General features: G+C 64.1%; 13 protein-coding genes. 5 read left to right on the plus strand and 8 right to left on the minus strand.

Going from position 1 to position 11,995, the window contains the following annotated elements; genetic code table 11:
* Positions 1-28: 28 nt before the first annotated feature.
* From mrdA to ACQZ2L_RS13895, 5 genes are read right to left on the minus strand one after another with little or no spacing between them, the layout of a single operon-like run.
* The gene (gene mrdA / locus ACQZ2L_RS13875; protein WP_430326643.1) at positions 29-1,918 is read right to left on the minus strand and encodes a penicillin-binding protein 2; all 1,890 of its coding nucleotides are present in this window, start codon (positions 1,916-1,918) and stop codon (positions 29-31) included.
* A 17-nt stretch (positions 1,919-1,935) separates the two neighbouring features.
* Positions 1,936-2,403: a 23S rRNA (pseudouridine(1915)-N(3))-methyltransferase RlmH gene (gene rlmH / locus ACQZ2L_RS13880; protein ID WP_101322267.1), complete on the minus strand. Its 468-nt coding sequence runs from the start codon at positions 2,401-2,403 to the stop codon at positions 1,936-1,938.
* Positions 2,404-2,412: 9 nt separating this feature from the next.
* Positions 2,413-2,835: a ribosome silencing factor gene (rsfS, locus tag ACQZ2L_RS13885; RefSeq protein ID WP_101322268.1), complete on the minus strand. Its 423-nt coding sequence runs from the start codon at positions 2,833-2,835 to the stop codon at positions 2,413-2,415.
* A gap of 46 nt (positions 2,836-2,881) precedes the next feature.
* Positions 2,882-3,574 carry a nicotinate-nucleotide adenylyltransferase gene (gene nadD / locus ACQZ2L_RS13890; RefSeq protein WP_430326644.1) on the minus strand — a complete coding sequence of 231 codons (693 nt, stop codon included), beginning with the start codon at positions 3,572-3,574 and terminating at the stop codon, positions 2,882-2,884.
* The gene (locus ACQZ2L_RS13895; protein WP_430326645.1) at positions 3,543-4,814 is read right to left on the minus strand and encodes a glutamate-5-semialdehyde dehydrogenase; all 1,272 of its coding nucleotides are present in this window, start codon (positions 4,812-4,814) and stop codon (positions 3,543-3,545) included. The genes nadD and ACQZ2L_RS13895 overlap by 32 nt, the downstream gene beginning before the upstream one ends.
* Before the next feature lie 274 nt (positions 4,815-5,088).
* Here ACQZ2L_RS13895 and ACQZ2L_RS13900 point away from each other — a divergent pair, with 274 nt between their 5' ends.
* Both ACQZ2L_RS13900 and ACQZ2L_RS13905 read left to right on the plus strand, forming a co-directional pair.
* Complete coding sequence (locus ACQZ2L_RS13900) at positions 5,089-5,781, plus strand: DNA-3-methyladenine glycosylase (protein WP_430326646.1); 693 nt, start codon at positions 5,089-5,091, stop codon at positions 5,779-5,781.
* 2 nt (positions 5,782-5,783) lie between these two features.
* On the plus strand, positions 5,784-7,100 hold the full coding sequence (locus ACQZ2L_RS13905) for a bifunctional DedA family/phosphatase PAP2 family protein (RefSeq protein WP_150570977.1): 1,317 nt from the start codon (positions 5,784-5,786) through the stop codon (positions 7,098-7,100).
* Between the two features lie 30 nt (positions 7,101-7,130).
* Here ACQZ2L_RS13905 and ACQZ2L_RS13910 read toward each other — a convergent pair whose 3' ends face one another.
* From ACQZ2L_RS13910 to ACQZ2L_RS13920, 3 genes are read right to left on the minus strand one after another with little or no spacing between them, the layout of a single operon-like run.
* Complete coding sequence (locus tag ACQZ2L_RS13910; protein WP_430326647.1) at positions 7,131-7,718, minus strand: LON peptidase substrate-binding domain-containing protein; 588 nt, start codon at positions 7,716-7,718, stop codon at positions 7,131-7,133.
* Between the two features lie 9 nt (positions 7,719-7,727).
* Entirely contained in the window at positions 7,728-8,444 is a 717-nt protein-coding gene (locus ACQZ2L_RS13915; protein ID WP_430326648.1) for an LrgB family protein, read from the minus strand.
* Positions 8,441-8,803, minus strand: coding sequence for a CidA/LrgA family protein (locus ACQZ2L_RS13920; RefSeq protein WP_101322275.1), 363 nt, complete (start codon positions 8,801-8,803; stop codon positions 8,441-8,443). Before ACQZ2L_RS13920 ends, ACQZ2L_RS13915 begins: the two co-directional genes overlap by 4 nt.
* Before the next feature lie 146 nt (positions 8,804-8,949).
* On the opposite strand from ACQZ2L_RS13920, the gene ACQZ2L_RS13925 reads away from it, so the two are divergent.
* The 3 genes from ACQZ2L_RS13925 to ACQZ2L_RS13935 all read left to right on the plus strand — a co-directional run bounded on the left by ACQZ2L_RS13925 (position 8,950) and on the right by ACQZ2L_RS13935 (position 11,913).
* On the plus strand, positions 8,950-9,405 hold the full coding sequence (locus ACQZ2L_RS13925; protein ID WP_430326649.1) for a MaoC family dehydratase: 456 nt from the start codon (positions 8,950-8,952) through the stop codon (positions 9,403-9,405).
* Positions 9,406-9,508: 103 nt separating this feature from the next.
* Complete coding sequence (locus ACQZ2L_RS13930) at positions 9,509-11,242, plus strand: C13 family peptidase (RefSeq protein WP_430326650.1); 1,734 nt, start codon at positions 9,509-9,511, stop codon at positions 11,240-11,242.
* Positions 11,243-11,268: 26 nt separating this feature from the next.
* Positions 11,269-11,913, plus strand: coding sequence for an oxidoreductase (locus ACQZ2L_RS13935; protein WP_101322278.1), 645 nt, complete (start codon positions 11,269-11,271; stop codon positions 11,911-11,913).
* The last annotated feature ends 82 nt before the right edge of the window (positions 11,914-11,995 follow it).

Below are 11,995 nucleotides of genomic sequence, written 5' to 3' on the forward strand. Positions count from 1 at the left end.
CTGGAGAGCATGCGATCAAAATTGTTAATCACTGGGCCTTTTCCTGAGCGACGGTGGCGGGTGCGAACTCGGTTTTCAACTGGCCGTTGGCGTCGAGCAGCCAGGCGTCCATGATCTGGCGCATCACCGGCGCCGCTACACGGCCACCGGCCTCGCCGTTCTCGATCATCACCGAGACGACGATCTTCGGATCGTCAGCCGGGGCGAAACCGACGAACAGGGCGTGGTCACGGTGACGCTCCTGGACTTTGTTGCGGTCGTACTTCTCGCCCTGCTTGATCGCGACCACCTGAGCGGTACCGCTCTTGCCGGCGATGCGGTATTGCGCGCCGGTGGCAGCCGCGCGGGCGGTGCCGCGGGCGTTGTGCATCACCTGCTCCATGCCGTGGGTGACCTTGGCCCAATCGGACGGGTCACGCAGGACGATGTCCTCGACCGGGTTCTCGTCCACCGGCGGCTGGCCCTCGATGGTCTTGGCCAGGTGCGGGCGGAACCACTTGCCCTTGCTGGCGATCAGCGCAGTAGCCTGGGCCATCTGCAGCGGCGTGGTCTGCATGTAACCCTGGCCGATGCCGAGGATCAGCGTCTCGCCCGGGAACCACGCCTGGCGGCGGGTGGCGCGCTTCCACTCACGGGTCGGCATCAACCCGGAGGACTCCTCGAACATGTCCAGCGACACGCGCTGGCCGAGGCCGAACTTGTTCATGTAGCTCGACAGGCGATCGATGCCCATCTTGTGCGCAAGATCGTAGAAGTAGGTGTCGTTGGAACGCATGATCGCCAGGTCAAGATCTACCCAGCCGTCACCGGTGCGGTTCCAGTTACGGTATTTGTGGTCGTAGTTGGGCAACTGGTAATAGCCCGGGTCGAACACCCGGCTGCCGGCCGTCACTACACCGCTGTCGAGGCCGGCGATGGCCACTGCGGGCTTGATCGTCGAACCGGGTGGATACAGCCCACGCAGGACCCGGTTGAACAGCGGCCGGTCGATCGAATCGCGCAGGTCGGCGTAGGCCTGAAAGCCAATGCCGGTGACGAACAGATTAGGGTCGAAGCTTGGCTGGCTGACCATCGCCAGTACCTCACCCGAACGCGGGTCGAGCGCCACGATCGCGCCACGACGCCCACCCAGGGCCAGCTCGGCGGCTTCCTGCAGCTTGATGTCCAGGCCCAGCACGATGTCCTTGCCGGGGACCGGGTCGGTACGCTTGAGCACGCGCAACACGCGGCCGCGGGCGTTGGTCTCGACCTCTTCGTAACCGACCTGACCGTGCAGGGCATCTTCATAGAAGCGCTCGACGCCGGTCTTGCCGATATGGTGGGTGCCGCTGTAGTTGACCGGATCAAGGGTCTTCAGCTCTTTCTCGTTGATCCGCCCGACATAACCGACCGAGTGGGCAAAGTGCGCACCCTGCGGGTAATGCCTGACCAACTGCGCAGCCACTTCCACGCCCGGCAAACGGAACTGGTTGACGGCGATCCGGGCGATCTGGTCTTCGCTGAGCTCGAACAGGATCGGCACGGGCTCGAATGGCCGCCGGCCCTGCTTCATGCGCTTCTCGAACAGGGCACGGTCGTCCGCTGTGAGCCCCAGCACCTCGACGATGGCGTCCAGCACCTCTGGCCATTTGCCGGCGCGTTCGCGGGTCATGGTCAGGCTGAAGCTGGGCCGGTTGTCGGCGATGATCACCCCGTTGCGGTCGAAGATCAGCCCGCGGGTCGGCGGGATCGGCTGCACATGCACCCGGTTGTTCTCCGACAGCGTCGAGTGATAGTCGTACTGGATGATCTGCAGGTAGTACAGCCGAGCAATCAGCACGCACACCAACAGCATGATCGCCACAGCGCCGACCACGACGCGGTTGCGCACCAGACGGGCGTCTTTCTCGTGGTCTTTGAGGCGGATCGGCTGCGACATCGGGCGGGCTTACAGGCTCATTTGTGGTAGGGATGCCCGGACAACACGGTCCAGGCGCGGTAGATCTGTTCGCCTATCAGTATCCTTACCAACGGGTGCGGCAAGGTCAGCGGCGACAGCGACCAGCGCTGTTCGCTGCGCGCACACACCTCAGGCGCCAGGCCTTCCGGCCCGCCCACCATCAAATTCACCGTCCGCGCATCCAGGCGCCAGCGATCCAGCTCGACCGCCAACTGCTCGGTGCTCCACGGCTTGCCGTGGACTTCGAGGGTGACGATGCGCTCGCCGGGCTGAACCTTGGCCAGCATGGCCTCCCCCTCCTGACGGATCAGGCGAGCCACGTCGGCGTTCTTGCCCCGGGTGTTCAGCGGGATTTCCACCAGCTCGAGCGGCAACTCAGCAGGGAGGCGCTTGGCATATTCATGCCAGCCTTCCTCGACCCACTTGGGCATGCGCGAGCCGACCGCGATCAATCGCAGACGCACGGCGCTTCCTTATTGCTTGTTGAGCTTGTCGAAGTACTCGTTGGCGCCGTTCTCGGAGCTGTGGTGCTTGCCATCGGCAGCACGGCTCTGCTCGGCACCCATCCACAGGCGCTCGAGGTCGTAGAACTGACGCGCAGCGGCGGTCATCATGTGCACGATGACGTCGTTCAGGTCGAGCAGAACCCAATCGCTTTCGCCCTTGCCTTCTTCGCCCAGCGGCATGACGCCCTTGGCTTTGACCAGCTCGCGAACCTTGTCCAGCATCGCGTTGATCTGGCGATTGGAGGTACCGGTAGCGATGATCATGTAGTCGGTCAGGCTGTGCTTGTCACGCACGTCGATCACCTGGATATCCAGGGCCTTGACCTCTCCCAGCGCTTCCTTGGCCACTTCGACCAGTTCTTCGGCAGTGATGTCGTTTTGCTTCTTCATAGTTACTCGTTCAACTCGTTTTGAATGAGGCGCCCCAACGGCGCCCTCAGTTGGACCCACGATACAGATCGTGCGCCTCTATGTAGGCCAGTACTGCATCCGGCACCAGAAACCGTACCGACTTGCCGCTGGCCAGCAGCTGTCGGATTTGCGTGGCCGACACCGCAAGCGGGGTCTGCCAGACGAACGAAATGTGACCCGCCGGGCCGGACATGGCAGTGGGATCGCTTTGCGAGCGCGCCGCCAGCAGGTTGCGCAGCTCGTCTGGTGGTTCGACATCCGCCTCCGGGCGTTGCAGCACCAGGATGTGGCAATGTTGGAGCAATTCTTCCCAGCGGTGCCAGCCTGGCAGGCCGCAGAAAGCGTCCCAGCCCAGGACCAGAAACAACTGGTCATCGCCGCCCAGCTCGGCCCGGATCGATTCCAGGCTGTCGATGGTATACGACGGTTTGTCACGGCCCAGCTCGCGCGCATCGACGCTCAGGCAGTCAACCCCACTGACCGCGCTCTGCACCATCGCCAGCCGCGCCTGGGCGTCTACCTGTGGCGTGTCGCGGTGCGGCGGGCGGGCGTTGGGCAGCAGGCGCAGCTCGTCCAGGCCCATCAGCTCGGTCACCTCCAGCGCACTGCGCAGGTGGCCGATATGAACCGGGTCGAAGGTACCGCCGAAAATGCCGACGCGCCGCACTGCAGGGGCCTGATTCAACTCAGCTCGGCTCCTGGCCGCGCAGCTGGCCATCGCCGATGACTACGTATTTCTCGCAGGTCAGGCCTTCGAGGCCGACCGGACCGCGCGCATGCAGCTTGTCGGTGGAAATACCGATCTCGGCACCCAGACCATACTCGAAGCCGTCGGCAAAGCAGGTCGGGGTATTGAGCATTACCGACGCCGAGTCGACCTCGGCGATAAAGCGCCGGGCCTGACCCTGGTGTTCGGTAATGATCGAGTCGGTGTGGTGCGAGCCGTAGTGATTGATGTGCTCGATGGCCTGCTCGAGGCCGTCGACCACGCGAATCGACAGGATCGCGTCGAGGTATTCGGTGTGCCAGTCGTCTTCGCTGGCAGGCGCTGCCTGGATGATATCCCGGGTCCGCTCGCAGCCGCGCAGCTCGACGCCGTGCACCTGGAAGCGCCGGGCCATTTCCGGCAGGAAGTCGGCAGCAATGGCCTGGTCGACCAGCAAGGTCTCCATGGCGCCGCAGATACCGTAGCGGTAAGTCTTGGCGTTGAAAGCAACGCGCCAGCCCTTGTCGAGGTCGGCGTGGGCGTCGATGTACACATGGCAGATGCCATCGAGGTGCTTGATCACCGGCACGCGGGCATCGCGGCTGATCCGCTCGATCAGGCCACGGCCGCCACGCGGGACGATCACGTCGACGAACTCGGGCATGCTGATCAATGCACCGACCGCCTCACGATCGGTGGTTTCCACAACCTGCACCACTGCCGCTGGCAAACCTGCGGCAGCCAGGCCGCGCTGGATGCAGGTGGCAATCGCGCGGTTGGAATGAATCGCCTCGGAGCCGCCACGCAGAATGGTCGCGTTACCCGACTTCAGGCACAGGCTGGCAGCATCGATGGTCACGTTCGGCCGCGACTCGTAGATGATCCCGATCACGCCCAGCGGCACGCGCATCTTGCCGACCTGGATGCCCGACGGGCGGTAGCTCATGTCACGCACGGCGCCGACGGGATCGGGCAGGCTGGCCACCTGGCGCAGGCCGGTGATCATGCCGTCGATACGCGCAGGCGTCAGCGCCAGACGATCGAGCAGCGCCGCTTCCAGACCATTGCTGCGGCCATTGGCGAGGTCCTGCTCATTGGCGGCAGTAAGCTCGGCGCGGGCGGCATCCAGCGCATCGGCAGCAGCCTGCAGGGCACGGTTCTTCTGTGCAGTGCTGGCGCGGGCGATCACGCGCGAGGCCTGGCGGGCAGCGCGACCCAGGCGGGTCATGTAGTCAAGAACGGACTCAGTCATGGGCTCGGTGTCTTGGCGAAAGGGGAAATCGGCTGATTATAACTGGCGGGCACCAGTACGCCCAGCGGCGGGTGGCGGATGGTAGAAGATGACGCGGTTAATAGACAGGAAAGATGTAACCTGGCTTGACCAAACTGATCCTCGTGAAGCCTGAAAGGCCCGTCGTTGCTGGGCGAAATCGGTTTGCGCCGACATGCAGCCATCTGCGCCAGCGTTCAGCCTCGATTAAGCGATTAATTGCTATGATCGCGCCATTCCATCACGAACAGCCAGCATGCCAGACCCAGCCCCCTGCCCGGCCCGCGCCCTGCCAAACAGCTTTTTCGACCGTGATGCCCAGACCCTGGCCAAGGCGCTGCTGGGCAAAGTCATTCGCCACCGTCAGGGCGACCTGTGGCTGGCTGCGCGGATCATCGAGACCGAAGCCTATTACCTGACCGACAAGGGCAGCCACGCCTCGCTGGGCTATACCGAAAAGCGCAAGGCGCTCTTTCTCGACGGCGGGCACATCTATATGTACTACGCCCGCGGCGGCGATTCGCTGAACTTCAGCGCCCACGGCCCGGGCAATGCCGTGTTGATCAAGTCAGCCTACCCGTTCACCGATGCCCTCTCGGACGCCAACAGCCTGGCCCGGATGCAACTGAACAACCCTGATGCCAGTGGCCAGCTGCGCCCGCCCGAGCGTCTCTGCGCCGGGCAGACCCTGCTCTGTCGCGCGCTGGGCCTGAAGGTGCCGCAGTGGGACGGGCAGCGCTTCGATCCGCAGGCGTTGTATGTCGAGGATTGTGCGCTGGCAGTGCCGCAGATCATCCAGTGTGCTCGCCTGGGCATCCCCCATGGCCGCGACGAGCACCTGCCCTACCGTTTCGTCGATGCCCAATTCGCCCGTTTCTGCACACGGAACCCGCTGCGCCGGGGCCAAGTCGAAGGCCGGGACTACTCAACTCTCGTACAAGGAAGCTGACCATGGGCCAATGGCTCGACAGCCTGACCGGCTGGCTCAGCGCCAATCCACAATGGCTTGGCGTGGCAATCTTCGTGGTGGCCTGTGTCGAATGCCTGGCGATTGCCGGGATCATCGTGCCGGGCACGGTATTGCTGTTTGCCGTCGCCGTGCTGGCCGGCAGTGGCGCATTCACCCTGGGCGAAACGCTGCTGCTGGGTTTTGCCGGCGGCTTGCTCGGGGACGCCATGTCCTATGCCATCGGCAAGTATTTCCACCAGAACATCCGGCGCTTGCCGCTAATCCGCCATCACCCGGAGTGGATCGGCCGCGCCGAGACCTACTTCCAGCGCTATGGCATCGCCAGTCTGCTGGTGGGCCGTTTCATCGGCCCGCTGCGGCCGATGCTGCCGATGGTCGCCGGCATGTTCGACATGCCGTTGCCGCGCTTCATTGCTGTGAGCCTGGTGGCTGGCGCGGGCTGGTCGGTGGCTTATCTGCTGCCTGGCTGGGCCACCGGCGCGGCGATGCGCCTGCCACTGCCGGAAGGCTTCTGGCTGGACGCAGGGATCATCGCCGGCACCTTGGCCGTGTTGATCGGCCTGAGCCTGAGCAGCAGCATTCGTGACCAGCGCCACGGTACCCGGCTGATTGCCGGGATGAGCTTTCTGGCGCTGGCCGGGGTGTTTCTCGGCTGGCCGTTCCTGCATGAGTTCGACCAGGGCGTGATGACCCTGGTGCAGGAGCACCGTAGCCAGGCGTTCGACGGCATCGTGGTGATCGTCACCCGCCTGGGCGACTTCCGCACCCAGCTGTTCCTCGGCGGCTTGCTGACTGGCCTGCTGCTACTGGCTCGGCAATGGCGCCATGCGGTCTTCGCAGGTAGCGCCCTGATGGGCACCGCGATTGCCAATGGCACGCTGAAATGGCTGTTTGCCCGGGCCCGACCAGAAGTGCTCAGCGACCCGCTGACCACCTACAGCATGCCCAGCGGGCACAGTTCGGCCTCATTTGCGTTCTTTCTGGTGATGGCGGTACTGGCCGGCCGTGGGCAACCGCCGCGGATGCGCCTGACCTGGATAATGCTCGGCTGTATCCCGGCGCTGTCGATTGCCCTGTCGCGGGTCTACCTGGGCGCGCACTGGCCTACCGACATCCTGGCCGGGGCCCTGCTGGCCTGCTGCATCTGCGCCCTGAGCCTGACCCTGGTGCAGTGGCGCCAACCGTTGACGGCGCTACCGCTGCGAGTGTGGTGGCTGATTCTGCCGGCGTGCGTGGCATTGCTGGCGTTTTTTGCCCTGTACGCCCTGCCCCACGCACTGCTGCGCTATCAGTACTGAGTGTGAAGGAGCGCCTAGCGGCGCTCCTGATCAGGCAAACAGCTCGCCTTGCATGCGCTCGAGCAGCGATTGAATCGCCGCCAGGCGCTGCTGCGGCGAGTCGATTGCCAGCAGCTCGAGCTTGTCATCTTCGATAAACGGCAGCAGGTAGGCCAACTGGTTGGCCAACGCCTGGCGCCCTTCGGCGCGCGGCATATCCAGCGCCGCGACCATTGGATGCTCACTCAGGGCCAGCAGCAGCGCCACCAGGTCATCATCCTCCTCGCTCAAGGCACTGTCAGCGCTGTCGGCCAGCCAGTTCACCTCGGCCAGCAGCAGTTGGTCTTTCTGCACGTTGGTCTGGCCGACCTCGAAACGGCGCACGCCCTCGACGCGAATCCCAAGCAGGCCGTTGTCCTGCTGTTCGAAGTCACGGATCAGCGCTTCGCAGCCAATCGGCGCTACGCCCATCGGCGCCTTGCCGACCTGTTCGCCCTCGAGGATGCACACCACGCCAAAGCCAGCGCCCTGCTTCATGCAGCGGCCGATCATGTCCAGGTAGCGCGCCTCGAAGATCTGCAGATCAAGCATGCATCCCGGAAACAGCACGGTGTTGAGCGGAAACAGCGGGAGCGTCATGTTCAATCCTCAAGCCACCAGGCTAACCGCCAACGGCAGGAATACCGCCGTGGCCACACCCATCAAACTCATCGCCAGCGCCGCGAAGGCGCCGCATTCGTCACCTTCCTGCAGGGCTACCGAGGTGCCTACCGCATGTGCGGTAATCCCCAGCGACATGCCCCGCGCTTCAGCGCTGTGCACGCCACAGCGGCTGAGCAGCGCCGGGCCGAAAATCGCCCCGATCACCCCGGTGATCAACACGAACACCGCCGCCAACGCCGCCACGCCGCCGATCTGCTCGGCCACCAGCATGGCAATCGGCGAAGTCACCGACTTGGGTGCCATGGTCATCAGGATCATGTGCTCGGCGCCGAACCACCAACCCAGCAGCACACAGGCACCGGTGGCGAACACCCCTCCGATTACCAGCGTAGTAAAGGTCGGCCAGAACAACTGGCGAATCCGCCGCAGGTTCAGATACAGCGGCACCGCCAGCGCCACCGTGGCAGGGCCGAGCAGGATGTTCATGATCTCGGTGCTCTTGCGGTACTCGCTGTAGTCGATGCCGCACAGCAGCAGGATAGTGATCACCACCACCATCGAGACCAGCACCGGCTGCAAAAAGATCCAGCGGGTCTTCTCGAAGGCCGCCAGCACCAACTGGTAAGCACCCAGGGTGATGCCGATGCCAAACAGCGGATGGTGCACTACGGCATCCAGTGCACCTTGCCAATCGAGGATCATGGGTGCTCCTCCGGCTTGCTCTGGCGCTGGATCAGCTTCTGCATCAAGACGCCGACGAATACCAGGGTCAGCAGGCACGACAGCACCAGCGCGCCGACGATTGCCCAGAAGTCAGCAGCGATGTCCTTGGCGTAGACCATCACCCCAACGGCAGGCGGCACCAGCAGCAACGGCAGGTAACGCAGCAAGCTGGAGGCCGCTTCGTTCAACGGTTTGCCGACTTCGCCGCGGGCGATGAGAAACACCAGCAGCAGCAACAGGCCGATGATCGGCCCGGGCAGAATCGGCACCAGCAGGTGATTGAGTGCCGTACCCAGCAACTGAAACAACACCAGCCAGGTCAATCCACGCAACAGCATAAGCTTCTCCTTGGGGCATGGCGGCCATTATAAACACGCGTGGCCGGGCGCGTGGCCAGCACATCCTCGCTTGACCGCGTGCTGCCAACATGATGATCTTGCACGCGCGTACCACTTGAGCAGACACGACAACCTGGAGAGTCACGATGCCCTATGTACCTGTTGCAGCGCTTTCGCAGTACGTTGGTAAGGAACTGGGACGTTCCGCCTGGCTGACCATCGATCAGCAACGCATCAACCTGTTCGCCGAAGCCACTGGCGATTTCCAGTTCATCCACGTCGACCCGGAACAAGCCAGCAAGACCCCGTTCGGCTGCACCATCGCCCATGGTTTTCTGACCCTGTCGCTGATCCCCAAGCTGATGGAAGACATCCTCGTGCTGCCCGAGGGCATGAAGATGATCGTCAACTATGGCCTGGACAGCGTGCGCTTCATCCAGCCAGTCAAGGTCGACAGCAATGTCCGTCTCAAGGTCGAGCTGAGGGAGGCGACCGAGAAAAAGCCTGGCCAGTGGTTGCTGAAGATCCTCGCTACCCTGGAAATCGAAGGCGAAGACAAGCCGGCCTACATCGCCGAGCCGTTGACCCTGTGTTTCGTCTGAGCCACTGACGGGGCTGCCACGCGGCCCTGCGATTGCTGGCTGGGCACTGTCTCAGCCCACGCATTGTGCGGCATACTCGGCACATCTATCGCCGAGATCCGCCATGCGTGCACTGCTGCCCCTCGCCCTTACCGTTCTGCTTGCTGCCTGTGGCGACGGCGAACCCCTGTCGCCGCCTGATGCCCTTCTGCCTGACGGTGGCCGCTACCGTGGCCAGGTGGTCAATGGCCTGCTGCAGGGCGAGGGCCGCATCGACTACCCCAATGGCAGCTGGTACGCCGGCACCTTCCTCAACGGCCAGTGGCATGGCCAGGGCGAATGGCATGGCAGCAACGGCGAGGTCTACCGCGGCCAGTTCGCCAGCGGCCTGTTCGAGGGCCTGGGCGAGCTGACCACGCCCGGCAGCCATTACTCAGGTACCTTCAAGCATGGCCGGCGCGACGGTGAAGGCACCCTCAAGCAGAACGATCAGGTCTACCGTGGCCAGTTCAAGGACGACCAGTACCACGGCGCCGGCGAGCTCAAGTTGACCGACGGCAGCCAGTACCAGGGCCTGTTTGCCAACGGTCAGCCAAACGGCGCCGGGGTGCGCAGCGATGCCAGCGGCAATCAGTTCAGTGGCTACTTCGTCGATGGCCAACTGCAAGGCAGCGGCACCTACGACAGCGCCGATGGCGAGCAGTATATCGGCGAGTTCAAGGACAACCGCCTGCAAGGCCGCGGCCGCTTCGAAAACGCCGACGGCGACGTCTGGATCGGTGAGTTCAGCGACGGGTCGCTGGACGGTCAGGGCGAGCTGCTGGGCAGCGATGGCAGCCGCTACAAGGGCGGCTTTCGCAACTGGCGGTTCTCGGGCCAAGGCCGCCTGCACCTGGCGGACGGCAGCCAGTACATCGGCGGTTTTGCCGACGACGCCTACCAGGGCCATGGCCGCCTGATCCAGGCCGACGGCCGCATCGAGGGCGGCTACTGGGTCAAGGGCGTGCGCGTGCGCGACGAACAGAACAAGCTGTTGCCCGACCCGCTCGACCTGGCCCTGCTCAATCAGGGCAAGTTGCTCAAGGACGCGCTGGCCCAGGTGCCGCCATCCAAGGCGCCGATCCAGCTGTACAGCCTGGTGCTGGCCGGCGATGGCCAGCAAAGCGTGTTCATGCGTGAAGCCGACTATGTCAGCAACATGCTCAAGGTGCGCTTTGGCGCCAGCGGCCAGATCACCCTGGTCAACCACCGCGATCACCTGGCCGATCGGCCGATGGCCACCCGCCAGAACCTGACCCGCGCCGCCGCCACCCTGGCTGAGCGCAGCGGCCCGGAAGACCTGATCTTCATCTATCTGACCAGCCACGGCAGCGCCGACCACCAGCTGGTGCTCGACCAGCCGCGCCTGCAACTGGCCGATCTCTCCGCCGATGAGCTGGCCAGCGCCCTCGCGCCGCTCAAGGACCGCGACAAGGTGGTGGTGATCTCGGCCTGCTACTCCGGCGGTTATATCCCGCCACTGAAGGATGAGCGGACCCTGATCATGACCGCCGCGCGCCCGGACCGGGTATCGTTCGGCTGTTCGGAAGAGGCCGACTTCACCTACTTCGGCGACGCCCTGTTCGCTGAAGCCCTGAACCAGACCGACGATTTGAAACAGGCGTTTGAACTGGCGCGCGCCAGCGTTGCCGAACGGGAACGTAGGGAAGGTTTCGAGGCCTCTGAACCGCAGCTGTGGGCGCCGCCCGCAGTACTGGCACACTGGCAACGGCTGCGCCAGCAGCAGGCCGAAGAAGCCTTGCGCAATGAAGCTCAGACAGCCGTACCGCCGCAGGCAAAACCACCTGCCAAGCGCTAAGCTGTGTGTAACAAGGGAGAGACATCATGTATTTGACGCCTCAGCATGTCCTGATCGCCGGCGCTACTGGCCTGACAGGTGAACACCTGCTTGACCGGCTGCTCAATGAACCCACCATCAGCCGCGTGCTGGCGCCAACGCGCCGGCCGCTGGCAGAGCATCCACACCTGGAAAACCCGGTCGGCGACCCTGCGGTGTTCCTGCCGCAACTGGGCGGCCGGGTTGATATCGCCTTCTGCTGCCTGGGCACTACCATCAAGCAGGCGGGCTCGGAGTCGGCGTTTCGCGCTGTCGATCTGGACATGGTGGTGGCCTTCAGCAAGCGTGCGCGGGAAATGGGTGCGCGCCATCTGCTGGTGGTCAGCGCCATTGGTGCAGACCCCAAGTCGTCGGTGTTCTACAACCGAGTAAAGGGCGAAATGGAGGAGGCGCTGAAAGCACAGGACTGGCCGCAGCTGACCATCGTGCGACCATCGCTGTTACTCGGTGAGCGGATTGAACCGCGCCTGGCCGAGCGCCTGGCCGCGCCGATTGCCCGGCTGCTGCCCGGCAAGTACGGCGGCATCGAGGCGTGCACTCTGGCCCGGGCACTGTGGCGGCTGGCGCTGGAGGAAGAAGACGGTATCCGCGTGATCGAGTCGGACGAGCTGCGCAAACTGGGTAAAAACTGAGCAATTGCTGGGGGCGCGCTGCGCCCCTTCGCGGCGGTCCGGCGTCCCGGCAAGCCCGCACAGGATCGCGCAGATTTAAACT

This window comes from Pseudomonas shirazensis (assembly GCF_050496565.1).
GTDB classification, from domain to species: Bacteria; Pseudomonadota; Gammaproteobacteria; order Pseudomonadales; family Pseudomonadaceae; genus Aquipseudomonas; species Aquipseudomonas shirazensis_A.